The organism is Cupriavidus sp. FW305-27, from assembly GCF_058787995.1.
This window is the reverse complement of sequence record NZ_JBYTAG010000038.1, coordinates 13009-37100: the sequence shown is the minus strand read 5'-3', so window position 1 is coordinate 37100 and position 24092 is coordinate 13009. Positions and strand designations below refer to the sequence as shown.

Sequence of the window (24092 nt, the reverse complement as noted above, 5' to 3'; positions counted from 1 at the left end):
CGGCCGCAGTTCTCGGGTTCCCCATGCTACGTCTAAGTGAAGTCAAACTCCCGCTCGACCATACCGAAAGCGACCTGGACGCCGCCGTGCGCACCAGCGCCGCGCAGATCGGCGTCAAGGGAGACGCCCTGATCGGCTATACCGTGTTCCGCCGTGCCCACGATGCGCGCAAGCGCTCGGATATCAAGCTCACCTACATCATCGATATCGAGGTCGGCGACGAGGCCGCGGCAATCAAACGCATGGCCGGCAAGCCGAACTGGAGCGTGACGCCCGACATGGCGTACCACTTCGTCGCGCGCGCGCAGGCGGGCAGCTCGCATCCGCGCCCGGTGGTGATCGGCATGGGCCCGTGCGGCCTGCTGGCCGGCCTGATCCTGGCGCAGTCGGGCTTCCGCCCGATCATCCTGGAGCGCGGCAAGGAAGTGCGCGAGCGCACCAGGGACACCTTCGGCCTGTGGCGCAAAAGCGTGCTCAATCCGGAATCGAACGTGCAGTTCGGGGAAGGCGGCGCGGGCACGTTCTCGGACGGCAAGCTGTACAGCCAGATCAAGGACCCCAAGCACTATGGCCGCAAGGTGCTCAACGAGTTCGTGCGCGCCGGCGCGCCGGAGGACATCCTGTACAAGGCGCGCCCGCACATCGGTACCTTCCGGCTGGTCAGCATGGTCGAGAAGATGCGCGCCGAGATCATCGAACTGGGCGGCGAGATCCGCTTCGAGACGCGCGTCGACGATATCGACATCGACAACGGCCAGGTGCGCGGCCTGAAGCTGTCCAGCGGCGAATACCTGGAAGCCGACCACGTCATCATGGCGGTCGGCCACAGCGCGCGCGACACCTTCGAGATGCTGCACAGGCGCGGCGTGTTCATGGAGGCCAAGCCGTTCTCGCTGGGTTTCCGCATCGAGCATCCGCAGGGGCTGATCAACCGCAGCCGCTTCGGCAAGTTCGCCGGCAACAAGCTGCTGGGCGCGGCCGATTACAAGGTCGTGCATCACTGCAGCAACGGGCGGTCGGTGTACAGCTTCTGCATGTGCCCGGGCGGCACGGTGGTGGCGGCTGCGTCAGAGCCGGGCCGAGTGGTGACCAACGGCATGAGCCAGTACAAGCGCGCCGAGCGCAACGCCAATGCCGGCATCGTGGTCGGCATCACGCCCGAGGACTATCCCGGCGGCCCGCTCGCCGGCATCGAATTCCAGCGCAAGTGGGAAGAGCGCGCGTTCGAGCTGGGCGGCAGCAACTACTGCGCGCCGGGCCAGCTGGTGGGCGATTTCATCGCGGGACGGCCGTCGACGTCGCTGGGTTCGGTCGAGCCCTCGTACAAGCCCGGCGTGACGCCGACCGACCTGAGCACGTCGCTGCCTGACTACGTGATCGCGGCGATCCGCGAGGGCATTCCCGAGATCGACAAGAAGCTGCCTGGCTTTGCCCTGCATGATGCCGTGCTGACCGGGGTGGAGACGCGCACCTCGTCGCCGCTGCGCATCCGCCGCAACAACGATGACTACCAGAGCATCAATGTGAAGGGCCTGTACCCGGCGGGCGAAGGCGCGGGTTATGCCGGCGGCATCTACTCCGCGGCGATCGACGGCATCGAAGTGGCCGAGGCGGTGGCGCTCAGCATCGTCGGCGGCAAGGCCGCCTAAGCCTGCTGCAGGTAAGCCGCGGCGCCGAGCGCTGCGGTGCGCCCGCTGGCAAAGCACGCCGTCAGCAGGTAGCCGCCGGTGGGTGCCTCCCAGTCCAGCATCTCGCCGGCGCAGAACACGCCCGGCAGCGCGCGCAGCATCAACCCTTCATCCATCGCCTCGAAGCGCACGCCACCGGCGCTGCTGATCACTTCGTCGATGGGCCGCGGGCGCAGCAGCCGCAGCGGCAGCGCCTTGATCGATGCGGCCAGCGTGCCGGCATCGTGCATCGCTTCCTTCGACAGGCATTCGCGCAGCAGTCCGGCCTTGACGCCGGTGAGGCCGAGCCGGCTTTGCAGGTGGCTCGACAGCGAGCGCGCGCCGCGCGGATGCGTTACCTGCGCGCTGACATGTTCGGCGCTATGCGCCGGCAGCAGGTCCAGGTGGATGGTGGCGCCGCCATCGGCCTCGATGCGGTCGCGGATCGGCGCGGACAGCGCGTAGACCAGGCTGCCTTCGATGCCGGTCGCGCTGATGACGAACTCGCCCTGCCGGTAGTGCGCTTGCCCGTCGCGGTCGGTCAGGGCGATGGCTACTGGCTTGACCGGCTCGCCGGCAAAGCGCGCCGCAAACGCTTCGCTCCACGCCACATCGAAGCCGCAGTTGGCAGGCCGCAGCGGCGCAATCTCGACGCCGCGCTCGGCCAGCCGCGGCACCCACGCACCATCCGATCCCAGCCTTGCCCAGCTGGCACCGCCCAGCGCCAGCACCACCGCGCGTGCCTGCACGACCGTTTCACCGTGCGGCGTGGCAAAGCGCAGCGCATGCTGCGCGCCCTCGTCCCAGCCCAGCCAGCGGTGACGCATATGGAACTGCACGCCGGACTCGCGCAGGCGGTGCAGCCACGCGCGCAGCATCGGCGCGGCCTTCATGTCGGTCGGAAAGACGCGGCCGGAACTGCCGACGAAGGTCTCGATGCCAAGCCCGTGCACCCAGTCGCGCAGGGCCTGCGGGCCGAAGCCCGCCAGCATCGGCGCGATCTGTGCGGTGCGGGCGCCATAGCGGCCGAGGAAGGCCGGCTCCGGCTCCGCGTGGGTCAGGTTCATGCCGCCCTTGCCGGCCATCAAAAACTTGCGCCCGACCGACGGCATCGCGTCGTAGACGGCCACGCTGGCACCTTGCGCCGCCAGCACTTCGGCCGCCATCAGGCCGGCCGGACCGCCGCCGATGACGGCAACGTCGACGCTGGCTTGGGAAGGGGAGGAAGTGGCGGAAGAGGGCATCAGGAGGCTCGGCAGGGGGCGGGGTGTTTCCGCCGCGGATTATAGAGCCTGCGGCAGCGCTAGAATGACGCTTTGCCGCGCATCGCCATCATGACCTCCGCCACTCACTCCGCAGACACCGTCATCGCCGCCACCCGCCACTGGCTGGAGCGCGCCGTGATCGGGCTCAACCTGTGCCCGTTCGCCAAGAGCGTGTATGTGAAGGAGCAGGTGCGCTACGCGGTCAGCACCGTCACCGAAGCGCCGGACGTGATGGACGACCTGGAGCGCGAACTGCGCCTGCTGGCAGACGCCGACCCCGACCAGATCGACACCACGCTGCTGATCCTGCCGGATGCCGTGGCCGATTTTCTCGACTTCAACGACCTGCTGTATTTTGCCGAGCGCCTGCTCGGCAGCCTCGGGCTGGAAGGCACGCTGCAGATCGCCAGCTTCCATCCGCAGTACCAGTTTGCCGGGACCGAGCCGGACGATATCGAGAACTACACCAACCGCGCCCCGTATCCGATCCTGCACCTGCTGCGCGAGGACTCCATCGCCCGCGCGGCGGCGGCGTTCCCGGATGCGGCGGATATCTACGAGCGCAACCAGGCCACCATGCGCCGCCTGGGCCACGAGGGCTGGCAGCGCTGGATGGCGGGCGAGGACGAGCCCGGCAAAGGCTGATTACGCAGCCGACACCGGCGCGGTGAAGAAGCGCTCGCGCATCTCTTCCAGCCCCAGTCTTTCCAGCACCTCTTCCAGCCGCTCGGCCGGGCGGCGGCGCGGCAGGTCCTTGTACTGCGCGATGATCAGCTCGTTCTTCATCGAGTGTTCCCAGCCCACCAGCTCGGTCACGCTGACCTGGTAGCCATGCGCCTCCAGCTGCAGGCAGCGCAGCACATTGGTCACCTGGCTGCCGAACTCGCGCGTGTGCAGCGGGTGGCGCCAGATTTCCGTCAGCGGATTACCCGCCAGCAGCTTGCCCTTGTGCTTGCGCAGCACGCTGGCCACCTCGGCCTGGCAGCACGGCACCAGCACGATATGGCGGGCCTGCTTGGCCAGCGCAAAGCGGATCGCGTCGTCGGTCGCGGTATTGCACGCATGCAGCGCGGTGACGACGTCGACGGTGGGCGGCAGCTGCGGCGAGGTGATCGAATCCGCCACCGACAGGTTCAGGAACGACATCCCAGCAAAGCCCAGCCGCGCAGCCAGCGCCTGCGAGGTCTTCACCAGTTCTTCACGGGTTTCGATGCCGAAGATGTGTGAGTCGTCCTGCAGCGCCTTGAAGAACAGGTCGTAGAGGATAAAGCCCAGGTACGACTTGCCGGCGCCGTGGTCCACCAGCGTGACGCGGCCGCGCTCGGCCTTGACCTCCTGCAGCAGCGGTTCGATGAACTGGAACAGGTGGTAGACCTGCTTGAGCTTGCGCCGGCTGTCCTGATTCATCTTGCCGTCGCGCGTCAGGATATGGAGTTCCTTGAGCAGTTCGATGGACTGGCCGGGGCGGATTTCGTGGGTATTTGACATGAGGGGGACTGCGCAGGCTGCGGGACGCGGCGCGTCCCGGAATGCCGACAGTTTACCGAAAAGTCCCGCTTGGTCCCCGAGTGACGCTGGCCTCACCGGTGCGGGGCGCGGTGTGGTTGGCGCTTTCGCATCGCCGGCACGGACTCTCGGCGGGCTCGATCGAGCTTGCGAGCTGCTGTCGGATAAATGGTAAAAGTATTAAAAATGCTGCATTGTTACCGTCACGGGATGCCTGCGTTTCTCCGGGCGTCTGCCGCTCGGCTCCGGCGAAAGCGCGGCAAATGGTCAGAAACCGCCTGCCTTGGCCACCAGCGGCGGCGTGTCGCATCTGGATCAAGGCTGAATTCCGAAATCGGCAATGATCCTGAAACAACATAATTGACACGATTTGTGTCATGAATTCGAAATACGCAAATTTGGCAGACGGGATTGTCGGGATGAGGTGCCGGGCTGGCGGCGCAGGCCCGCGCGGCGGGACGTCCGGCGGCGCGGCGCGCCGCCGGAACAGTGCCCTCTACTGCAGGGAAGCGCATTTCCCGCCAAGAAATGCGAGGACTGAGGAAATGCCGTCGGTGGTGGCGGAGTAAATCATGAACCGCCCTTGCTGGCGGCTTTTAACCAACCCCGTCCTGACCAATTCCTTCAAATGGAATGTTACGGAAGAGGGAGTTAAATCGGAAGATGCGGAGATAATACCTGCCGGTATTCCTTCCGGTCCGGAATCGGCGAGCAGTAAAAATATCCTGAGTCGATTTTCCTGTGCTAACGCCCCCAGTATTTCCACTGCATTCTTTATATCCAGTTCTGCCATTTTTTTGCTTCTTTATTTTATGCCGCGGGCAGCTGGCAGGGGCGGTATGACTGCCCCGGTTCGCCTTGAAGTCCAGCAGGCAGGCCGCATGCGGCCTGCCGCCCGTGGCGCGGCTTGTCATCCGTAAATCAACGCTCAACAGCACCCCATTGCTGGCAATGTGCCGGTTCCGAGAATAGTTCGTATAACCTCCGCCCATTGTGCAGGATTACTTTTTGTTACATTCGGGGGAGTCCCTGGTAGGGTTATTTCAACGCTATTAAAAATATTGAAATTATTCCTCTTCGGCCCTAAGGAACCTTTTGATAGCATGCACGCCGCTGCTGCCGGATAACCGTTCGCATCAGTGTTTTCCTTTACATATGGCTTCCATATAAGGCGCCTTTCATATGGCGCAACCGTTTCTGTGCATTCCCATGGAAGGAGTCGTTATGACATTCGCAAATCTGCGCCGCAAGGCGCGTCAGCAAGGTCAGGGCATGACCGAATACATCATCATCGTGGCACTGATCGCCGTGTCCGCGATCGGCGTCTATGCCATGTTCGGCCAGACCATCCGCAACCAGACCGCGGGCCTCGCCCAGGAAATGGCCGGCAAGAACTCGGCATCCAAGCAGGCCATCAAGCAAGCCGGCAGCGCCGCGGACGATGCCAGCTCCAAGGCCAACCAGGGCAAGGGGCTGAACAACTACAACGTCGGCAACGACACGGGCAAGAACAACTAAGCGGCATCGCCGCCAGTTGCTCGCTGCGCTCCAGCACTCGCGATCCCGGAACATGGGCAAAACAGGTCTTGCGCATCGACGCAGCCGTCCCGGCCAGCGCGGTCAGGCACTCGCCTTCGCGCTGGTGTTCCTCGCCATCGGCGGGCTGGCCCTGTATCTCGCCTTCAACGCGAGCCAGCTGACCAGCGCCAAGACCAAGCTGCAGAACACGGCGGACGCAGCGGCCTATAGCGCCGCGGTGCTGCAGGCGCGCGACTACAACTTTGCCGCCTACGCGAACCGCGCGATGGTGGCCAACCAGGTGGCCGTGGCCCAGGCCGTGAGCCTTAAGTCGTGGATCGACGAGCTGAAGGGCACCTACACGGAAAACACCTGGATCGACACGCTGGTCAAGATCTTCTCCGACGGGCAGTTGCTGTGGACCACGCCCAAGCAACTGGGCAAGGCCGCGATCACGCCGGTGCGATCCGCCCTGAACACGCTGCTGCCGCCGCTGGTGACCGGGCTTGATGACATCATCGCCGCGCTCAGCATGGCGCAGCGCGCCTACCACGCGGGCACCATCGCCGCGGTACCGCTGGTGACCGACGAAGTCGCCAAGCGCAACCAGCCGGATTCGACGGTCAGTTCCGGCTACTTCTTTGGCCCGCGCTATGGCGTTCAGCTGGCCCGCTGGACCAAGTTCACCACCGTGACTGATCCGCAGAATCCCAAGCAGGGTTCGGCCACCGGCAAGGACCGCTTTGCCGACGTCACCACCGACGGCACCACGCTCGACGGCTTTTTGAAGGACCGCGGCTCGCCGCGCTCGCCGACGGCGGTCCCCACTGCCTACAAGGGCTGCAAGGGCGCGGTGGTGGCCATCATGGTGACCGTCGTCACGCATGATGGCGGCACGCATCTGCGCCGCGACAAGAAGGGCTGGGAAGCACTCGATGCCTCGCAGGCCAACGGCACGCTTGCCTGTGTCTGGGCCACGCCGGCCGGCCCGGTCGGGTTTGCGATTCCCACGGTGTCCAGTGTCGGGCGCGGCGGCGCGGCCAATGGCCCGGGCGGGCGCTATTCGGGCCGCTCCGGCTATGGCGGCTACAGCAACTTCGGCGGTTCGCTGCTGAACCCGCTGACGCTGATCGCCGCGCAGATGCAGTACTCGTCGGGCCCGGGCAAGACCCTGCACAACAAGCCCGCGGGGCTGCAGGAGTACGCCGACCTGAGCAACCAGCCCAAGCCTGGCACCGGGCCCGTGGACGATTTCAACCGCGCGCCCTCGATCACGATCGAGGCGCAGCGCCAGGACACTTCAGTCGTCACCAGTTCGCGCGTGCTGCCGGGCGGAGATCGCCTGACGCTGGACGGGCGCATGGCCGGCGGCATGATGCGCGCGCTGGCCAGCGGCAGCGCGTACTTTATCCGCCCGACCGACAGCGGCGGCATGGCGGGTGCGCTGCGCAGCGCGGCGGGGTGGCGGCGCGCCGATTCGCGCATCGAATACCCGAGCCTCTTCAATCCGTACTGGCAGGCATCGCTGACGCAGACCAGCGATCTCGAACGCGTTGCCGCGATCGCGGCACAGGGCAACTGAGGGAGCGGACATGCGCATGCGCAGGCCAGCCAGGCCGAACCGGGCAGCCGGACAGGCAATGATCGAATTCGTGATCGCCGCGATGACGGTGCTCGGCGTGCTGTTTCTCGGCATGGCGATGCTGGGCAAGTTCAGCGACGTGCGCAACAAGGCGCTGATGGCCTCGCGCTATGCCGGCTGGGAGCGCACGGTCTGGACCGTCGACCCGGGCTGGCGCGCGTCGCACGGCAGCTTCGCCAGCAAGGGCGACGAAGAGATCCGCAGCGAATTCGTGCAGCGCGTGCTGGGGCACGACCAGGCCGCGCTGGCGTCGAGCGACCGCACCGCGCGCCGCCTGCCCGGCGGCATGGCGCCGATGTGGAAGGACCATGCCGGCGTCGACATGCTGCGCAACTATGCCGACGTGACCCTGGGCAGCGGCGTCGACGAAACCCCGGCAGCCACGCTCAAGCCGATCACGGCTGCCATGGGTGCGGCCAACGCGGTCAGTGCCGGCTTCGACCTGGCCACGCGCAACCTCTACCGGGCCGAGGTGGGGTTGTCCGTCGCCGGCGACAACGCGGCCCTGCGCGCGCTGTGGCCGGGCTGGACCGGCTTCGGCATGCAGGACCACACCGTGCTGCTGACCAACGCCTGGACGCCCGAGGGGCGCAACGGCACGCTCGCCGTGATCAAGGAAGCGGTGCCCACCAGCAAGGGCGGCGTGATCGACACCGCGCTGACCGTCGGGCTGGCCGCCTTCGGGCCGGAAATCCTGAAACTGGACCTGGGCCGCATCCAGCCCGACGTGGTCCCCGCCGACCGCCTGGGGAGCCGCTGAGATGAAAGCCTGCATGCATGGCGTGCTGATGCGCTGCCTGGCCGCGCTGCTGCCGGCCGCGCTCGCCTGGTCCGCGGCGGCAGCGACCGCGACGGACTGCACGCGGCAGCCGGTTGCGCCTGCCAGGGCGCATGCGGTCGGCACCGACATGGTGGTCAACGGCCTGCCCACGCGGGTGCTGACGATGGAGTTCGCCGGCACCGCCGAAGCGGTCTCGGACGCGTGGCGCCAGTACTGGACGCGCGAAGGCGTGCCGGCGCGCGGGCAGCGGGCCGGCGGCCAGTACGTGCTGAGCGCGATCGACGGGCTTTGCCACTATGTGCTGTCGCTGGAGCCCAGGCCCGCGCCGGGCGGGCATGTGGCGGGCATCTTCTCGGTCAGCAAGCTGGCGCCGGTGGCGTCCGGCACCGGGCTGGGCGACCTGGGCCTGCCGCCCGGCGCCAAGGTCCTGTCGGATGTCCAGAGCACGGACCGCGGCCAGCGCGGGCGCACCCTGGTGGTCCGGCTGCCCGGCAACGCGCAGGCGGCGCGGCAGCGCGCCGCCGAGCGGCTGGCGGCGCAGGGCTGGAGTTCGGTGGTGCAGATGCCCGCGCCCGTGGCCGACGGTTCGGGCCGCATCGAGGGCCTCACGCTGGCCATGCAGCGGCAGCAGGAACGCATGGATGCCACCTTTGTCGACCGCGCCGGCCAGACCGACGCGGTGATCACCGTGGCGCGGCCGGAGTAGCGCGATGGCAATCCGTAGCAGGCGCCAGCGCGGGCAGGCCGCGTTCGAATACATCGTCATCACGCTGCTGGTCGTTGCCGTGCTGGTCGCCGGCGGCGACAACTCGATCATCAGCATGCTGGCCGCGGCGTTCAGGTCCTTCTTTCAGGCATACAGCTTTTCCCTGTCACTTCCCTGACGCACCGCCAGCGGGCGGCGTCTGGCTACTGCAAGCACATTCATGCTGAAGAAAATCAAGATTCATTCAATCATCGGGAATCCCTGGGTCGTCCTCGTCATCGCCGTGCTGGTCGCCGGCCTGCTGACACTGTGGATCTACCACTTCCTGAGCGGGCGCGAAGCGGCACTGAAAGAGCAGCTGGCCGCGCAGCTGAACGAGGGCCGCCGCGTGGCTGTCATGGTGCCGGTGCGCAACGCCGCGCCGGGCACGGTGATCGACGGCAATGGCTTCGCGGCACGGGAGATTCCGGCCGACCTGGTCTACGAAGACATGATCCTGGCGAGCAGCTTCGACAAGGTGGCGAACCTGCGCCTGGTGCGCCAGGTGCGGCAGGGCCAGCCGGTGCGGCGTGCCGACGTTGAAGCGCTGCAGTCGCGCGATTTCTCCGACCTGCTCAAGCCCGGCAAGCGCGCCTTCACCATCGAGGTCGACATGGTCAACTCGACGGCCAAGATGCTCAAGCCTGGCAACCATGTCGACCTGTTCCTGATCAGCTCCACCTCGCCCACTGCGGCAGGCACCGACAAGCAGACCGCGCGGCTGCTGATGTCGGACATGCTGGTGCTGGCCACCGGCCAGGACGTGCGCCCGCGCGACTATGGCGAAGCCATGGCGGCGCAGGCCGCGGAAGGCGCGGAGGGCGTGGACACCAACCCGGATTACGACAGCCTCACGCTGATGGTGTCGCCCGAACAGGCGGCGCGGCTGGCGCTGGCGCAGAAGGTCGGCAGCCTGCGCGCGGTGCTGCGCAATGCGGCCGACAAGACCGCGACCCCGCAGATCGCGGTCAGCGAGCACGCGCTCTTCGCCGGTGGCGACGAAGCGGCCATCGAATACATCGTCGGTGGCCGTTCCGCGGGCGCCAACATGATCTCCAAGCTGCCTACCGCGCAGGACATCGGCAACGCCATTTCTTCGGCGCTGGCCAATGGCGGGTCCATGGGCGGTTCCGCGGGCGGCATCGCCCAGGCCCAGCAGGGCGCCGTTGCCAACGCCGCCAACGCCATGGCGGGCCGGCCGGCCTCGCGTTGAGCGCGGCGGTGCACGACATCGGATTATCCAGAACACCAACTGACGGAACACGCAATGGATGGGTCTTTCGCGCAGCGCGGCGGCATCGCCGGGCGCCTGCAGGCGGTCACGGTACACGGAGCACCGGACGGGAAAACGGGTAAGGGGGCGCGCCATGCGGTGCGCGGGGGTATGGCAGCACTGGCGGCAGCAGCGTTGGCCTCGGGAGCCTGGGCCGCCGAGCCCGTGACCACCGCGGCCCGCACAGGCGCGCAGCCGCCGTCGTACGAGCTGCCGGCGCGCTTTGGTGCGATCGAGCTGTTCAAGGGCGAGGTGCGCGCGCTCGAGGTGCCGGGCACCATCAGGCGCGTGGCCATCGGCAATGGCGCGCTGGTCAGCAGCACCGTGGTCGACGGCCGCCTGCTGCTGCTGGCAGAGGAGATCGGCACCACCAGCCTGATCGTCTGGAACGAGCGCGGCGTGGCGCTGCAGGGCAAGCTGCGCGTGGCGCCGGCCGATACCGCCGACGTGGCCCAGCGCCTGCGGGCGTCGCTGGGCAGCGTGCGCGGCCTGAAGATCGAGGTGGTCGGTCCCAGCGTGGTGCTGTCGGGCATCGTCGATCCGCAGATGGTGCCGCTGATCAAGACCGCCACCTCGGGCCTGGACAGCGTGGTCAACCTGGTGCGCGCCGACGAGGGCGATGCGCTGAAGAAGACCGTGCACTTCAAGGTGCACATCATGGAGATCACCCGGCGCGGCATGGAGAAGCTTGGCATTGCCTGGCAGCAGAGCTTCAACGGCCCGCAGATCGCGTTCGCGGGCAATCCGGTGCACACCGGGCGCTATCGCACGCTGCCGTCCACCGATGCGGCCACCTTCACCGATACCCCGAGCCAGGTGGCCGGCGCCGCCAGCGGCTTCTATCTCGGCATTGCCACGACCATCTTCTCGCGCATCAACCTGGCCATTTCCGATGGCGATGCCTACGTGCTCGCCGCGCCGGAGCTCAACAGCAAGAGCGGCGGGCTGGCCACCTTCCTGGCCGGCGGCGAAGTGCCGATTCCCAAGGCCGGCGCGTTCGGCACCACCGACGTCGACTACAAGCCGTACGGCATCAAGCTCAACATCCGCCCGGCGGTGAACGTCGACAATGTCATCTCGACCACGCTGGAAACCGAGATCAGCCAGATCGACCCGTCGGTATCGTTCGGCGGCTTCCCGGCCTTCCTGACGCGCCGCACCACCTCCGAGACCTCGATCCGCGCGGGCGAAACGCTGGCGATCTCGGGGCTGGTCAATGCCGACGCATCCAAGGCCGTCGACAAGGTGCCGCTGCTGGGCAGCATCCCTATCCTCGGGCGATTGTTCCGTTCCGACGAATTCCGCAACAACAAGAGCGACCTGGTGATCTTTGTCACCCCGGTCGTCTATGACCCGGCCAGCCCGGAGAACGCCGCGCTGCTGCAGCGTGGCGCGGATGTCGATGCCAACTACCGCCACCGCTTCGGCGAGCCAAGCCCGCTGCCCGCTGCGAATGCCGTGCGTGAGCAGGAAGTGATGGAGCAGAAGCGGCCGCCGCTGCCCCCGCCCGGCGTCGATCCGATGAACGGAGGCTGATCCGGCCATGCTCAATATCCGCCTGCAGCAGCGCAATGGCAGCGCCGAGGTGATCCATGTGAAGGGGCCGGGCTGTACCATCGGCAAGGATCCCGGCTGCGACATCGTCCTCAAGGGCCTGCTGATCGGCAAGGTCCACGCCCGCATCGAAGGACACAACGGCGGCTGGTATATCGAGGATCAGGGCGGCATTGCCTCGACGCTGATCAATGGCGACCCGGTCACGCGCTATGGCCCGCTGGCGGCGGCCGACCAGATCGAGATCGGCGGCTTCGTGCTGTCCGTCGTGGCCGAGCCGGGGCGAGCGGGAGCGGGCGTGGCGGCGCAGCCATCGCCGCAGCAGCACCACGCCCAACCACCACAGGATGCCGCGGCGCCTCAACCGGTGGTGCCGGTGCCCATGCCTGTGCCGCCTCCGTCGCCGCCGCGGGAGGCGGTGACCCTGTCGCCATCGCCCCAGGCAAGCGTGCCGGTGCCGCGCGAAGCGGTGCCCGCACCCAGGCCGCCGGCACCTGCGCCGAAGCCAGCGCCGGTGGCCGCCAAACCTGCGCCGGTGGCGCCGCTCGACGAGGCCTTGCGCGCACCCATCAACTCGCCGCGCGGCGTGGAACTGCGCAAGCAGGCGCACCAGCGCCTGATCGCTGCGCTCGACCTGCGCCGCGTCAACGTCGCGCGCATGGCCGAGGACGAGCTATGCGAACTGGTCGGCTCGCTGCTCGACGACATCCTCAAGGAGAGCGTGTTCCGCAGCCAGGAGATCCCGCTGGACGCGCTCAAGCAGAGCGTCTTTGACGAAGTGATCGGGCTGGGTCCGCTCGAAGAGCTGCTGGACGATGACGCGGTCTCGGAAATCATGGTCAACTGCCATGACGAGATCTTTGTCGAGCGCGCCGGCAGGCTGACGCGTTCGCCGGTGATCTTTACCGACGACCGCGCCGTGTTGGGCGCCATCGAGCGCATCGTCGCGCCGCTGGGACGGCGCATCGATGAAAGCTCGCCGATGGTCGATGCGCGCCTGCCCGATGGCTCGCGCGTGAACGCGGTGATCCCGCCGCTCGCCCTCAAGGGGCCGAACATCACCATCCGGAAGTTCTCGCGCAAGAAGCTCAGGGGCGAAGACCTGGTCGGCTTCGGCTCGCTGTCGCCCGAGATGCTGGAGTTCCTGCGCACCGCCGTGGAGCGGCGCGCCAATATCGTGATCTCCGGCGGCACGGGCTCAGGCAAGACCACGCTGCTGAACGTGCTGTCCAGCTTCATCCCGGATGACGAACGCATCGTCACGGTCGAGGATGCGGCCGAGCTGCAGCTGTCGCAGCCCAACCTGGTGTCGCTGGAGGCGCGGCCGCCCAATATGGAAGGCAAGGGCGCGGTGACGATCCGCGACCTGGTCAAGAACTGCCTGCGCATGCGCCCGGACCGCATCGTCGTCGGCGAATGCCGGGGCGGGGAAGCGCTGGACATGCTGCAGGCCATGAATACCGGCCATGACGGCTCGCTGACCACGGCCCACGCCAACTCGCCGCGGGACTGCCTGTCGCGTCTTGAGGTGATGACGCTGATGGCGGGGCTGGACCTGCCGGTGCAGGCCATTCGCGAACAGGTCTGCTCGGCGGTCGACGTGATCGTGCAGCAGACGCGCTTCTCCTGCGGTTCGCGGCGCGTGACGCATATCACCGAGGTCAGCGGCATGGAAACGGGCGTGGTGCAGCTGCAGGACGTGTTCATGTTCCGCGAGGAAGGCTACGGTGCCGACGGCAAGGTCAAGGGGCGCTATGTCGCGACCTCGTATATCCCGGATTTCTACCAGGACCTGATCCGGCGCGGCATCCAGGTCAATACGGGCATCTTCACCGCCCGCGACGAGTAAGGAGGCAATATGAACCTTGCCCTGGTGCTGTGCGGCGCCTTCCTGATGACCGTGCTGATTGCGTGGGCCGTGCTGTCGCAGGGCAAGCGCTGGTTCGTGCGGCATACGCAGACGCTGGCGACCGAGGTCGAGGCCTCGCTGGCCGATCTCTTTATCTTCATCAATATGCGGCAGGTGGCCGGCATCTCGGTGGTGGCGGTGTTCGCGCTGCCGCTGCTGACCTGGCTGGTATCGCAGAACGTGTTCTTCGCGATGCTCAGCATTCCGGTGAGCCTGCTGCTGTCGCGCGCGCTGGTGAAGAAGATGCAGCGCAAGCGCCTGATGGCCATCGAAGACCAGATGCCCGACGCGCTGCTGATGATGTCGAGCGCGCTGCGCGCCGGCGCCAGCTTCCCGATGGCGCTGGAAAGCGTGGTGGCGGAGTCGCGCCCGCCGATCTCGCAGGAGTTCGACCTGCTGATGCGCGAAGTCCGGCTTGGCGTGGACCTGATGGACGCGCTGCGCAATATGGAAAAACGCATTCCAGTGCCCGACTTCCTGATGGTGACCGCGGCCATCACGATCTCGCGCGAGGTGGGCGGCAACCTGGCCGAGACGCTGGAGTCGGTGGCGCGCACGCTGCGCGAGAAGCATCAGATGGAAGGCAAGATCCGCGCGCTGACCGCGCAGGGCAAGATGCAGGGCCTGGTGATGACGGGCTTGCCGCTGTTCCTGATCGTGGTGCTGAACCACATGGAGCCGGTGGCGATGGCACCGCTGTTCAGTTCGCCGATCGGCTGGGGCACGCTGTCCGTGATCGCGGTGATGGAGCTGCTTGGCTACAAGGCGATCAGCAAGATCACCCATATCGATGTCTGACCGGGGCCGACCATGATGCTTGTTGTTGCCTTCGCCCTTGCCGCCGGCCTGGTCGGCGTGCTCGCCGCCACCACCATGGCCATGCGCCGCCTCACCGTGGCCGTTCCCGACGAGGCGCGCGACTACCTCGACCCGTTGCCGCCGTCGCTGCGCGCGGTCTGGCCGGTGGTGCGCTTCTTCGACCACCATCTCGTCTGGATCACGCCGAAGTCGCTGCGCGCCGCGGTGGACGAGCAACTGCGCCTGACGGGCATGTCGTTCCTGATGACGGCGCGCCAGTTCCTGTCGCTGTCGATCGTTTCGGCGCTGGCGTTCTGCCTGCTGGCGGGCATAGCCATGCTGGGGCTGGGCGTGTTCTCGCCGCTGCTGCTGCTTGCCGCCAGCGCGCTGGGCTTCTTCTATCCGCGCATCTGGCTACGCGACGTGCGCAAGCGCAACCTGCTGCAGGTCACGCGCCACCTGCCGGTGTTTCTGGATTTCCTGACACTGAGCGTAGAGGCCGGCCTGAACATCAACGGCGCCCTGCTGCAGGCGGTGGAGAAGGGGCCTGAGGGCCCGCTGCGGCGCGAGTTCGAGCACGTGCTGCGCGACCTGAAGTCGGGCCTGAGCCGCGCCGATGCGCTGCGCCGCATGGATGACCGCCTGCGCGTGAAGGAGGTCACCAATTTCGTCGGTGCCGTGATCCAGGCGGAGCGCATGGGCTCGGGGCTGGCCGCCACGCTGCGCTTCCAGTCGGAGCAGCGGCGCACCGAGCGCTTCCAGCGCGCGGAGAAGCAGGCCATGGAAGCGCCGGTCAAGCTGATCTTTCCGCTGGTGGTGTTTATCTTCCCGGTCACCTTTATCGTGCTTGGCTTCCCGATCGTGATGAAGTTTATGCAGGAAGGGCTGCTGTGAGGCAGGCGCGCCTCTACCTGCGGGCCGGCCACAGCACGCTCGACACCGGCGTGCGCGTGTCGGTGGCGGCCACTGCGCGCGAACGCATGACGGGGCTGCTCAGCCGCGATTCGATGGCACCGGACGAAGCCTTGCTGCTGTCCCCCTGCGGCGCAGTCCACACCTTTGGCATGCGCATGGCGATCGACGTGGTGTTTCTCGACAAGCGGCAGCGCGTGCTGGCGGTGCACCCGTGCGTGGGACGCCTGCGCGTGCGTGCCCACTGGCGCGCGCGCCAGACGCTTGAGCTCGGCGCGGGGCGCGCGGCGGCATTGGGGATTGCGCCGGGCCAGAACCTGGAACTGCGGGAGGAGGGGCCATGACGCACCAGCAAAAGCACGCGGCGCGGCGCGGGGCACGGGGACAGTCCGCGGTGGAATTCCTGATCATCGCGCCGGCGCTGCTGCTGCTGTGCCTGGGCGTGATCCAGTTCGGGCTGCTGTACCAGGCCAAGGCCACGCTAGACCACGCCGCCTTGCAGGCCGCGCGCGAAGGCGCCGTCGACCACGGCCGGCTGGCCAGCATGCGCAAGGGGCTGGCGCTGGGGCTGACGCCGCTGTTCGTGCGCTCCGCCGACCGTACCGCGCATGCCACCGGCTATGCCAAGGCCCAGTTCGAGGCCCGCACCCAGGCCAGGATCGACGTGCTGAACCCGACGCCGGCGGCGCTGCAGGATTTCGGGCGAAGCGGCTACTACGCCGGCAAGACCACGCGGGAGATCCCCAACGACAGCCTGATGTACCGCGCCACCAGCGCGGGGCCGTCCTCTGGCGTCAATATCCAGGACGCCAACCTGCTGAAGATCCGGGTCACGTACTGCTACGAAATGTTCGTGCCGTTTGCCGACCGCACCATCTACTCGCTGGTCAACGGCATCCGGAATTTTGTTGCGACCGGTTCGTACCGCGGCATGGAGGTCCCGACCACGCCCAATTTCTGCACCGGACGGGCCACGCTGGCGTCGGAATGGCGCATCCCGCTCGAGTCCGAGGCGATCGTGCGGATGCAATCGCCGTATCGCGGCAACTGACGCATCCGCAGTCGCCGTTTTTGTAAGTATTTGTGAAAATTTGCCGGGATAAGCCCGAAGACACCGATGCCAGAATCGACAAGGTCGACAAAATTGCCGAAGCGGGGTTGTTTGGCGTTGCTGTTGTTGTGTAACCTCGGGTTCGTGCCGCAACCGGCGCTGGCGGCGATGGAGGTTTCTCGCTCCGAAGGCGTGCAGATCATCACCACGCGGCGTGCGCCGCCGGCGGTGAGCGGCGCCGTGCCGGCGTCGGCAGCGCGGGCTCCGGCGGCTTCCGCGCCCCAGGCAGCGGCACCGTCCGCACGCGGCAACGCGCCCGACCTGGCGCAGGCCGCCGTCGCGGGGGCCGCGCAGGCGGCGATTCCGAGCGTGGCGGCCAGCGATGAGCGCGAGCTGGTCAAGCGTGCGCTGGCCGAAGAGCAGCGCGGCATGAACGAGGCGATCGCGAACTACGCGCGCGCCAGCAAGGCCGGAGCCAGCCCGGAAACACTGGCGCCGCTGGAGCGCGAAGTCCGCGTGCGGCTGCAGAAGATCGACATGCTGATGCGCGCCCCGCATTGAGGCGCGTACCGGACAGGCCGGCATCACAAAAAGAAGAAGGGGAAGTACCTTGAAGGGAATGACGTTTGGACTGACGACCCGCAAGGCCGCCATTGGCCTGGGCGTCGTGGCCCTGCTGGCCTTGGCGGGCTGCAAGAAGAAGCCTGCTGACAGCGCCGCTGCGCAAGGCGATGCGCAGCCCGCGCCTGCAGCGGTATCGGCGCAGCCCGTGGCATCGGCGCCGGCAATGCCCGCGCAAACCAACGTTGCCGGGCTGTGGTCGGGCGCGTTCGTGGTCAACCGCGACAAGGAAGACCGCTCGTGGTATCCGCTGCTCAATGAGATTCCGGACCATGCCGGCTTTATGCGCAACGGCAGCCGGCAGGAGCTGGTGATTGCGCTGGCGCAGGCCTCGTCCGTCGACGTGCTGCGCTTCCGCGGCCTGTCCGATGCCGGGGCGCGCAGCAATGCGCGCCATGCCCGCGTCGAAGCCTCGGCCGGCGGCACGCAAGGCCCCTGGACCGTGATCTACGATGCGGACCTGCCGGGGCAGGACGGCTACGATACCCGCGTGCCGCTGGCCCAGCCCGTCAAGGCCGGGGCCCTGCGCCTGACGCTTACCGGCAACCGCTGGCCGGGCGACCAGGACGAGGGCCAGATCGGCCTGCAGCAGTTCATGGCCTACGGCAAGCCCGAGGCCGCGGCCGACAAGGTGCGCCAGGTGGGCGGCATCTACCAGTTTCCGGTGGAATTCGGTTCGTCCGGCTACGTGCTGCTGCACCAGGACGGCGCCGCGGTGGAAGGCTGTTACGTGGAAGGCGACTACAGCAACAAGCAGATGAAGATCACGCAGGTGCTGGGAACGATTTCCGGCGGGCTGGAAAACGGCGCCCTGCTGGCCTTCCGGCGCACCACCGAGGGCGCGCCTGAGAAGGGCGCCATGGCCTTCAGCCCCGACGGCAGCCATGCCTACGCGGCGCTGGTGAAGGGCGATGCCCGCACCTTCGACAGCGTGCGCGAGGCCGGCGGCTGGCGCCTGGCGGACAAGGCGCCGCCGTGCTTCCCGAAGGCCGAGGCCGCCCCCGATCCCATCGGCCAGGCGCTGGAAGGCGCGGGCCGCGTGCAGCTCTACGGCGTCAACTTCGAAACCGATTCCGACGTGCTGAGCGCGGCGGCCCGGCCGCTGCTGGACCGTGCCGCCAAGGCGGTGCTGGCGCACCCCGACTGGCGCCTGCGCGTCGAGGGGCATACCGACAGCACCGGCGGCGACGCGCGCAACCAGCCGCTGTCCGAGCGCCGCGCCGCCGCCGTCAGGCGCTATCTGGAAAGCGCCGGCGTGCCCGCCGACCGGCTCGATGCCAAGGGCTATGGCGCCACCCATCCGCTGATGCCCAACGACACGCCGTTCGGCCGCGCGCAGAACCGCCGCGTGGAGCTGGCCAAGCAGTGATGCCTGCGCTCGTGGCCGCGCCGGCGCGCGGTGTGGTGGCGGCAATGCTGGTGGCGGGCGCGGTGCCGGCCGGCGCCGAGATCGTGATGCATGCCGACCGCGGCAGCGGCGTGACCTTCCTCACGTCGCGCAGCGCCGCGCCGGCACGGCTGGCGTCCACCGCGGCGCCCGCGGCATTGCCAGCGCGGGCGTTTATCGGGCTGCCAACGCTGGCGGCGGCAAAGGCCGCGGTCGTCAGCGCCAAGTCCCCACCCTCTGAGCTGGTTGCCCTCGCGCACCGCGCGGCGCAGGCCGCGGCGGTGGACCCGCATCTGCTGATGGCCATGGTGGAGGTGGAGTCGGGCTGGAACCCGCAAGCCACCTCCGACAAGGGCGCCATCGGCCTGACGCAGCTGATGCCGGCCACGGCTCGCATGCTGGGCGTGACAGATGCCTATGATCCGGCCCAGAACCTGCAGGCCGGTGCGTCCTACCTGGGCGGCCTGCTGTCGCGCTTCAACGGCGACACCAGCCTGGCCCTGGCCGCCTACAACGCGGGCGAAGGCGCGGTGCTGCGCCACGGGTCGCGCATCCCTCCGTTTGCCGAGACCCAGGCCTACGTGCCGCAGGTGCTGGGCCGCTATGCGCGCTTGCGCGGCGGCCAGGACGGCAGCGCCGCGGCGCCCTTGCGCCAGCCGGCGTCGCCGGCGCAGCACGGCGGCCTTGCCATTGTCTCGTATCAGAACCCCCCGCCTCCGCGGTGAAGAAAAAGGAGAAGTCATGATGTCGTACTGGATTCCGCGTGCCTGCCTGCCGGTCATGCTGGCGCTGGCCGTTGCCGGCTGTGGCAAGGAAGAAGGGCGTTCCGTAGCGGCCAGCGATGCCTTGCCGAAGGCCTGCCAGGAAGCCGAGGCCGCGCAGCGCGCCTGCACCGAGAACATGGCGGCCAAGCTCGACAAATCGGGGCAGGCCGCGGCCGCCCAGACCCTGCGCGACGGGCTGCCCGGCGAGCTGGAATCGATCCGCACGCGCTGGGCCGGCGTCTCCGACAAGGATGGCCTGGCGCAGTCCTGTGCGACGGTGCGCGACAGCTTCCGCGACATGCCGCAATGCAAGGACTGACTGCCGGTGCTTTGCTGAACTGACCAATGGAGAGGCGACAGATGCCGAAGAATTCCGACCGCGCTAGCGCGCGGCAATCCCTGGACCGCCGCACGGCGCTTGGCGCAAGCGTGGCCTTCGCTGCGCTGCTGCTGCCGGCAGCCGCAGCGGCCGGCGTTTGCGATGCGCCGTGGATGCATGACGGCGGCGAGATCCGCATGACCATGCAGGGCGGTGCGCCGGGCACGGCGACCATGTCCGTGTCCGGCGTGCGCAAGTCGGGCAAGGGCCAGTGCAATGCCAATATCAGCGTCGTGTCGAATGTGGCCGCGGCCGGCTCGGGCAACGAGACGCGGCTGGACTACACCATGGCGGTGATCGAAGACCGCCTGACCATCTCGCGCGGCGGCGCGCCGGGCAAGGTCGAGGGCAAGAGCGCCGCCGGCACGGCATCGGGCATGCTCGACAGCAGCGCGGTCGGGACCCTGGCCTATGGCGGCGTCATTGAAGCGGAAGGACAGCGGCTGCCGGGCGAATCGCAGACGGTGCGCATGGACCTGCAGATGACCGCCGCCGGCCAGAGCGCCGGCCAGGCCAGGATCCCGTCCGCCAAGGTCACCATCGGCGGCAAGGTCGTCGGCAAGCGCGCGACCATCCCCACCCGCCTCGGCCAGAAATCCTGCTGGCCGGTCCGCTACGAGCGCAGCACGACCATGGCGCCGGTCACGGTGGCGGGCCACACCGTGTCGGTGCCGCCGGCGAGCGCCAGCGTTACGGACTGGTACTGCCCCGACATGGGCCTGGTCATGAAGCAGGAGGTCGTGCAGAACGGCCAGACCGGCACCATCGAGGTGGTCTCGGTCAAATAGCCCGGACATCGTCCGGATCGTCCCCCAGGCTTCTCCACGAAGGCGATGGCAGCCCGGCCGACGCGGCAAGGTGTGCGCTAAAGTTCTCCGCGCTGCTGCCGTTGGTTTATGGATCGATAACAAGCGGAGCGCCGGCACCCGCCGCGCGGCTGCACAAGACGATTCAGGGGACGCATGACGCATGAGTCGGGTTTGCGCCTGGAGCTTGCCGAGCCAGGCGAGCAGGTGCATGCGCGCTACACGCCGCAGCCAGGCAGGCTGCCGCCGGACCAGGCCAGCCTGCGCCAATGCCTGGACAGCCTGGGCTGGGCCGGGGCGCGGCTGGATGCGCGCGCGGTGGCGCAGTTCCTGGCGCAATGCCAGCGCGCCGAGCATGAGATCGATGCCACCATCGGTGCGCTGATCGACGGCGCGTTCGAGCTCGACATCACCGCCGACGGCCTGGCCGTGCGGCTGACGCTGCTGCCAGCCGAAGGCGGCCGTCCGGTCGGCGCGGAGGACATCCGCTGCGCCGCGGCGGCGCGCGGCGTGGTGGCGCCGATCCAGACCCTGGCACTGGACGCCGCGCTGGCCGAAGGCCGTTGCGAGCTGCGCACCATTGCCGCCGGCGTCGCGCCGCGCCAGGGTGAGCCGGCGCGCTTCATCAACCTGCTCGAACCGCGCAAGCCGGCGCAGCCTGACGACGAGGCCGGCAAGGTCGACCTGCGCGACCTGGGCAACCTGCTGCTGGTCAGCCCCGGCACGCCGCTGATGCGGCGCGTTCCGGCGGTGCGCGGCAATGACGGCGTCGACGTATTTGGCAAGCCCGTCGCCGCCGATCCGGTCGATGACCCGCCCTTTGCCGAAGGCCTGACCGGCGCTGCCGCCGATGCCGACGATGCGGAGCTGCTGCGCGCGGTGATCGCAGGATCGCCGGTGGTGGGCGTGCACGGCATCTCGGTCAGCCCCGTGGTGCAGGTGGAATCGGTCGACCTGCACTCAGGCAACGTGGCGTTCGACGGCACGCTGCGCGTGTCGGGCGACATCCGCACCGGCATGTCGGTCAACGTCAGCGGCGACGTGGTGGTCGAGGGCACCATCGAAGCCGCCAATGTCGAGGCCGGCGGCAATGTCATCGTCAAGGGCGGCATCATCGGCAAGGCCGACACCGGCCGCACCGAAGGCGGCATCAGCCGCGCCAGCGTGCGCTGCAAGGGCGCGGTGAAGGCGCGCTTTATCGAAAACGCCGTGGTCGAGGCCGGCACCGAGGTCAACGTCGAAAGCGGCATCCGGCAGAGCGATGTTGCTGCCGGCGAGCGCATCGTGGTGGGCGGCACCGGCGCGCAGGGCAGCATCAGCGGCGGCCGCAGCCGTGCCTTGCTGGCGGTGCGCGCCGCGGTGCTGGGCGCACCGGCCGGCACCGCCACCAGCATCCAGGTCGGCCTGAATCCATTTGCCGACGCACAGCGCGCCGCGCTGGAAGCCGAGCGCCGCGGCATGCTGGCAGAGCAGAACAAGGTCAAACAGCTGGTGGATTTCTTTGCCAAGCATCCCGAGAAGGCCGTTGGCGACCTGCGCGAGAAGGCGCGCGCGACACTGTTCAAGCTGTCGCGTGACCTGTTCGAGCTGGAGGCACGCTTGACCGAACTGGGGCAGCAGATGCAGCCGGCCGCCGAGGCCGTGATCGACGCCGCGCGCCGCATCCATGGCGGCGTCACGCTGCAGGTAGGCAGCCGCGTGCTCAAAGTGATGGAAGACAAGCCTGGCGGCCAGATCCGCCTGGTCGACGACCGCATCGCCGTCAACTGAACGCGCGCTGTTATCCGCGGGGATTTGTACTATGCTGCAGTTATGTCCTGGGGTGCCGCAGGATGGGCGAGAGAGCTAGAGTCGGGCAGTGAATGAAGAAGCGGATCAGCACTCTGCGGAAGCGTTACACGGAACCAACTCACGTGGCACTGGAATAACCGGAAGGCCAGCCAGCAAGGCTGGCCTTTCTGCTTTCCGTGACGGCTGCCAGGCGAACTACACTGAAGGTGCAACCATTACCCAAAGGAGGTTGCTATGGCCGCGACCTTGATTACCGCGCTGGTCCTGATCGCCCTCGTTGCGTGCGCCGCATTTGCCATCTGGATGTTGCGGGAAAAGAACCCGACGCTGCTGCAGCAGCAGGAGCAGTCAGTGCGCACATGGTTTGATCACATGATCCATCGCCACTGACGCCTGGCGATTGGCTTTCGTGCAGCCCGCCGCAACGGCGGGCTTTTTCATGGGCTGGGGTTTATGCCGCCCGCAAACGCAGTTCATGCAAGCCGCTGCGCTCCACCCGGGTGCCGAGTGCCCGTCCCTCGTCTTCAAACATGGCCTGCAGCCACGCCATATCCACTTCGCGCGCGTAGGCCAGACGGAAATGGCTGCGCCGCAACGGCACCAGCCGCAGGTCGGCGCTGCCGCCGGCATCGAAGCTGACAAAGGCCATCAGCGCCAGGTCCGGCCGATATTCGTCGTAGCCACCGATGCCTTCGTAGTCGTTGATGAAATCGCCGCAGCCGTACAGGATCGGCTTGCCGGCATGCAGCTCAATCCCGAGCGGATGATGCGAGGAATGCCCGTGCACGATGTCGATTTCGCCGCCCTCTACCAGCGCGCGGGCGAAGGAGCGTTGCGCGGGGTCGATGTGGTAGCCCCAGTTCGGGCCCCAGTGGATCGATACCACCACGATGTCGCCGGCACGCCTGAACTTGCGCACCTGCGCGGCAATGCGTTCGCGCGATGCCACCGACCAGTCTTCCAGCAGGTTCACGCCGGAATGTCCGGCGCTGGCGCGCCAGGCCGCGGGGGTGCCGGCATTTTCCATGGCAAGGGCCAGCACCAGCACGCGGCCGCCGCCGGGCCGCGGCAGCAGTGCGGCGTGCGCCGCGCTTGCCTCGTCGGGGCCGGCGCCGGCATGCGCGATATGCGCGCCGTCCAGCGCTGCCAGCGTATCCGTCAGGCCCGCGCGTCCCCAGTCCATCACATGGTTGTTGGCCAGCACCGCGCAGTCGATGCCGGCGGCCTGCAGGCAGGCGACATTGCCCGGATGCATGCGATAGTGCACCGCCTTGCCGGGCCAGACATCGTCGCTGGTGGTGATGGCGGTTTCCAGGTTGACGATGCGCGGCCGCGCAGCGCGGCTTTCCAGCTCCGCCAGGGCATCGCCCCAGGGGTATTCCGGCGCGGCGGGGCGTGCGATCGGGCCGGCCTTATGCTCGGCCAGGCGCACGTAGTCGAGCGCTGAATGTACATACGATTCATGCAGCAGCGGCTGGCTCGGATGCGCGAGGATCTGGTCGATGCCGCGCCCGGTCATCACGTCGCCGCACAGGAACAGGGGAGGGTGGCTGGCTGTGTTCATGGTGCGGACGGACGGCGCGAGGGCGCCGTCCCGGCTGTTCATTCATGATAGGCCGGCAGGGTGGCGGGGCGGCATGAACGCGTTGCGGCACTTGCCATGGGGATTGTGCGCGTGGGGCCAGAGCCCCATTTACATTCAAGCGGTGACTGCCTTAAATGA

The 24092-nt window shown here is 67.8% G+C and carries 25 protein-coding genes; 21 read left to right on the top strand and 4 right to left on the bottom strand.

The window, feature by feature from the left end:
• Window positions 1-23: 23 nt before the first annotated feature.
• Window positions 24-1649 carry an NAD(P)/FAD-dependent oxidoreductase gene (locus AC3WRI_RS19020; protein ID WP_010809209.1) on the top strand — a complete coding sequence of 542 codons (1626 nt, stop codon included), beginning with the start codon at window positions 24-26 and terminating at the stop codon, window positions 1647-1649.
• Here the strand turns inward: AC3WRI_RS19020 and AC3WRI_RS19015 are convergent.
• A complete protein-coding gene (locus AC3WRI_RS19015) occupies window positions 1646-2911 on the bottom strand; it encodes a TIGR03862 family flavoprotein (RefSeq protein ID WP_058696950.1) in 1266 nt (421 codons plus the stop codon). The two genes, AC3WRI_RS19020 and AC3WRI_RS19015, sit on opposite strands and share 4 nt — an antisense overlap.
• A gap of 90 nt (window positions 2912-3001) precedes the next feature.
• Here AC3WRI_RS19015 and AC3WRI_RS19010 point away from each other — a divergent pair, with 90 nt between their 5' ends.
• Window positions 3002-3577, top strand: coding sequence for a DUF1415 domain-containing protein (locus AC3WRI_RS19010; protein WP_011614817.1), 576 nt, complete (start codon window positions 3002-3004; stop codon window positions 3575-3577).
• On the opposite strand, the gene AC3WRI_RS19005 is transcribed toward AC3WRI_RS19010, so the two are convergent.
• Window positions 3578-4420 carry a class I SAM-dependent methyltransferase gene (locus tag AC3WRI_RS19005; RefSeq protein ID WP_011614818.1) on the bottom strand — a complete coding sequence of 281 codons (843 nt, stop codon included), beginning with the start codon at window positions 4418-4420 and terminating at the stop codon, window positions 3578-3580. It abuts the gene before it with no gap.
• 514 nt (window positions 4421-4934) lie between these two features.
• A complete protein-coding gene (locus AC3WRI_RS19000) occupies window positions 4935-5231 on the bottom strand; it encodes an ArsR/SmtB family transcription factor (protein ID WP_010809205.1) in 297 nt (98 codons plus the stop codon).
• 431 nt (window positions 5232-5662) lie between these two features.
• Here AC3WRI_RS19000 and AC3WRI_RS18995 point away from each other — a divergent pair, with 431 nt between their 5' ends.
• From AC3WRI_RS18995 to AC3WRI_RS18905, 19 genes are all read left to right on the top strand, one after another.
• Window positions 5663-5956 (top strand): Flp family type IVb pilin, encoded by a 294-nt coding sequence (locus AC3WRI_RS18995; RefSeq protein ID WP_010809204.1) that lies wholly within the window; start codon window positions 5663-5665, stop codon window positions 5954-5956.
• Window positions 5957-6008: 52 nt separating this feature from the next.
• Window positions 6009-7538, top strand: a complete 1530-nt coding sequence (locus AC3WRI_RS18990; RefSeq protein ID WP_011614820.1) for a pilus assembly protein TadG-related protein — start codon at window positions 6009-6011, stop codon at window positions 7536-7538.
• Window positions 7539-7596: 58 nt separating this feature from the next.
• Window positions 7597-8358, top strand: a complete 762-nt coding sequence (locus AC3WRI_RS18985) for a hypothetical protein (protein ID WP_010809202.1) — start codon at window positions 7597-7599, stop codon at window positions 8356-8358.
• 1 nt (window position 8359) lies between these two features.
• Window positions 8360-9085: a hypothetical protein gene (locus tag AC3WRI_RS18980; protein WP_011614822.1), complete on the top strand. Its 726-nt coding sequence runs from the start codon at window positions 8360-8362 to the stop codon at window positions 9083-9085.
• A 4-nt stretch (window positions 9086-9089) separates the two neighbouring features.
• Window positions 9090-9263, top strand: coding sequence for a hypothetical protein (locus AC3WRI_RS18975; RefSeq protein WP_492293784.1), 174 nt, complete (start codon window positions 9090-9092; stop codon window positions 9261-9263).
• A gap of 42 nt (window positions 9264-9305) precedes the next feature.
• On the top strand, window positions 9306-10337 hold the full coding sequence (gene cpaB, locus AC3WRI_RS18970) for a Flp pilus assembly protein CpaB (RefSeq protein WP_011614823.1): 1032 nt from the start codon (window positions 9306-9308) through the stop codon (window positions 10335-10337).
• Between the two features lie 54 nt (window positions 10338-10391).
• A complete protein-coding gene (locus AC3WRI_RS18965) occupies window positions 10392-11933 on the top strand; it encodes a type II and III secretion system protein family protein (protein WP_231881392.1) in 1542 nt (513 codons plus the stop codon).
• Window positions 11934-11940: 7 nt separating this feature from the next.
• Window positions 11941-13800 carry a TadA family conjugal transfer-associated ATPase gene (locus AC3WRI_RS18960; protein WP_010809197.1) on the top strand — a complete coding sequence of 620 codons (1860 nt, stop codon included), beginning with the start codon at window positions 11941-11943 and terminating at the stop codon, window positions 13798-13800.
• A 9-nt stretch (window positions 13801-13809) separates the two neighbouring features.
• The gene (locus tag AC3WRI_RS18955) at window positions 13810-14658 is read left to right on the top strand and encodes a type II secretion system F family protein (RefSeq protein ID WP_492293783.1); all 849 of its coding nucleotides are present in this window, start codon (window positions 13810-13812) and stop codon (window positions 14656-14658) included.
• 12 nt (window positions 14659-14670) lie between these two features.
• Window positions 14671-15552, top strand: a complete 882-nt coding sequence (locus tag AC3WRI_RS18950; protein ID WP_010809195.1) for a type II secretion system F family protein — start codon at window positions 14671-14673, stop codon at window positions 15550-15552.
• Entirely contained in the window at window positions 15549-15914 is a 366-nt protein-coding gene (locus AC3WRI_RS18945; protein WP_010809194.1) for a DUF192 domain-containing protein, read from the top strand. The genes AC3WRI_RS18950 and AC3WRI_RS18945 overlap by 4 nt, the downstream gene beginning before the upstream one ends.
• On the top strand, window positions 15911-16621 hold the full coding sequence (locus AC3WRI_RS18940) for a TadE family protein (RefSeq protein WP_010809193.1): 711 nt from the start codon (window positions 15911-15913) through the stop codon (window positions 16619-16621). The genes AC3WRI_RS18945 and AC3WRI_RS18940 overlap by 4 nt, the downstream gene beginning before the upstream one ends.
• Window positions 16622-16789: 168 nt before the next feature.
• Window positions 16790-17182, top strand: a complete 393-nt coding sequence (locus AC3WRI_RS18935; protein WP_010809192.1) for a hypothetical protein — start codon at window positions 16790-16792, stop codon at window positions 17180-17182.
• A 58-nt stretch (window positions 17183-17240) separates the two neighbouring features.
• Window positions 17241-18611, top strand: coding sequence for an OmpA family protein (locus AC3WRI_RS18930; RefSeq protein WP_010809191.1), 1371 nt, complete (start codon window positions 17241-17243; stop codon window positions 18609-18611).
• Window positions 18611-19354 carry a lytic transglycosylase domain-containing protein gene (locus tag AC3WRI_RS18925; protein WP_010809190.1) on the top strand — a complete coding sequence of 248 codons (744 nt, stop codon included), beginning with the start codon at window positions 18611-18613 and terminating at the stop codon, window positions 19352-19354. Before AC3WRI_RS18930 ends, AC3WRI_RS18925 begins: the two co-directional genes overlap by 1 nt.
• 16 nt (window positions 19355-19370) lie before the next feature.
• Window positions 19371-19712, top strand: a complete 342-nt coding sequence (locus tag AC3WRI_RS18920) for a hypothetical protein (protein WP_010809189.1) — start codon at window positions 19371-19373, stop codon at window positions 19710-19712.
• A 41-nt stretch (window positions 19713-19753) separates the two neighbouring features.
• A complete protein-coding gene (locus AC3WRI_RS18915; RefSeq protein ID WP_010809188.1) occupies window positions 19754-20560 on the top strand; it encodes a hypothetical protein in 807 nt (268 codons plus the stop codon).
• A 174-nt stretch (window positions 20561-20734) separates the two neighbouring features.
• Window positions 20735-22348, top strand: a complete 1614-nt coding sequence (locus AC3WRI_RS18910) for a flagellar assembly protein A (RefSeq protein ID WP_010809187.1) — start codon at window positions 20735-20737, stop codon at window positions 22346-22348.
• Window positions 22349-22603: 255 nt separating this feature from the next.
• The gene (locus tag AC3WRI_RS18905) at window positions 22604-22759 is read left to right on the top strand and encodes a hypothetical protein (RefSeq protein WP_010809186.1); all 156 of its coding nucleotides are present in this window, start codon (window positions 22604-22606) and stop codon (window positions 22757-22759) included.
• Window positions 22760-22820: 61 nt separating this feature from the next.
• On the opposite strand, the gene AC3WRI_RS18900 is transcribed toward AC3WRI_RS18905, so the two are convergent.
• Window positions 22821-23933 (bottom strand): CapA family protein, encoded by a 1113-nt coding sequence (locus AC3WRI_RS18900; protein WP_167686574.1) that lies wholly within the window; start codon window positions 23931-23933, stop codon window positions 22821-22823.
• Window positions 23934-24092: the final 159 nt, after the last annotated feature.

Bases quoted from the DNA above. Each gene is read 5' to 3' on its own strand.
- cpaB (WP_011614823.1), top strand. From the start codon at position 9,306: ATGCTGAAGAAAATCAAGATTCATTCAATCATCGGGAATCCCTGGGTC.
- AC3WRI_RS18905 (WP_010809186.1), top strand. From the start codon at position 22,604: ATGGCCGCGACCTTGATTACCGCGCTGGTCCTGATCGCCCTCGTTGCG.
- AC3WRI_RS18980 (WP_011614822.1), top strand. From the start codon at position 8,360: ATGAAAGCCTGCATGCATGGCGTGCTGATGCGCTGCCTGGCCGCGCTG.
- AC3WRI_RS18915 (WP_010809188.1), top strand. From the start codon at position 19,754: ATGCCGAAGAATTCCGACCGCGCTAGCGCGCGGCAATCCCTGGACCGC.
- AC3WRI_RS18955 (WP_492293783.1), top strand. From the start codon at position 13,810: ATGAACCTTGCCCTGGTGCTGTGCGGCGCCTTCCTGATGACCGTGCTG.
- AC3WRI_RS19015 (WP_058696950.1), bottom strand. From the start codon at position 2,911: ATGCCCTCTTCCGCCACTTCCTCCCCTTCCCAAGCCAGCGTCGACGTT.
- AC3WRI_RS18930 (WP_010809191.1), top strand. From the start codon at position 17,241: ATGACGTTTGGACTGACGACCCGCAAGGCCGCCATTGGCCTGGGCGTC.
- AC3WRI_RS18940 (WP_010809193.1), top strand. From the start codon at position 15,911: ATGACGCACCAGCAAAAGCACGCGGCGCGGCGCGGGGCACGGGGACAG.
- AC3WRI_RS18990 (WP_011614820.1), top strand. From the start codon at position 6,009: ATGGGCAAAACAGGTCTTGCGCATCGACGCAGCCGTCCCGGCCAGCGC.
- AC3WRI_RS18925 (WP_010809190.1), top strand. From the start codon at position 18,611: ATGCCTGCGCTCGTGGCCGCGCCGGCGCGCGGTGTGGTGGCGGCAATG.
- AC3WRI_RS18965 (WP_231881392.1), top strand. From the start codon at position 10,392: ATGGATGGGTCTTTCGCGCAGCGCGGCGGCATCGCCGGGCGCCTGCAG.
- AC3WRI_RS18900 (WP_167686574.1), bottom strand. From the start codon at position 23,933: ATGAACACAGCCAGCCACCCTCCCCTGTTCCTGTGCGGCGACGTGATG.
- AC3WRI_RS18910 (WP_010809187.1), top strand. From the start codon at position 20,735: ATGACGCATGAGTCGGGTTTGCGCCTGGAGCTTGCCGAGCCAGGCGAG.
- AC3WRI_RS18935 (WP_010809192.1), top strand. From the start codon at position 16,790: ATGGAGGTTTCTCGCTCCGAAGGCGTGCAGATCATCACCACGCGGCGT.
- AC3WRI_RS18985 (WP_010809202.1), top strand. From the start codon at position 7,597: ATGATCGAATTCGTGATCGCCGCGATGACGGTGCTCGGCGTGCTGTTT.
- AC3WRI_RS18920 (WP_010809189.1), top strand. From the start codon at position 19,371: ATGATGTCGTACTGGATTCCGCGTGCCTGCCTGCCGGTCATGCTGGCG.
- AC3WRI_RS19000 (WP_010809205.1), bottom strand. From the start codon at position 5,231: ATGGCAGAACTGGATATAAAGAATGCAGTGGAAATACTGGGGGCGTTA.
- AC3WRI_RS18995 (WP_010809204.1), top strand. From the start codon at position 5,663: ATGACATTCGCAAATCTGCGCCGCAAGGCGCGTCAGCAAGGTCAGGGC.
- AC3WRI_RS18975 (WP_492293784.1), top strand. From the start codon at position 9,090: ATGGCAATCCGTAGCAGGCGCCAGCGCGGGCAGGCCGCGTTCGAATAC.
- AC3WRI_RS19020 (WP_010809209.1), top strand. From the start codon at position 24: ATGCTACGTCTAAGTGAAGTCAAACTCCCGCTCGACCATACCGAAAGC.
- AC3WRI_RS18960 (WP_010809197.1), top strand. From the start codon at position 11,941: ATGCTCAATATCCGCCTGCAGCAGCGCAATGGCAGCGCCGAGGTGATC.
- AC3WRI_RS19010 (WP_011614817.1), top strand. From the start codon at position 3,002: ATGACCTCCGCCACTCACTCCGCAGACACCGTCATCGCCGCCACCCGC.
- AC3WRI_RS19005 (WP_011614818.1), bottom strand. From the start codon at position 4,420: ATGTCAAATACCCACGAAATCCGCCCCGGCCAGTCCATCGAACTGCTC.
- AC3WRI_RS18950 (WP_010809195.1), top strand. From the start codon at position 14,671: ATGATGCTTGTTGTTGCCTTCGCCCTTGCCGCCGGCCTGGTCGGCGTG.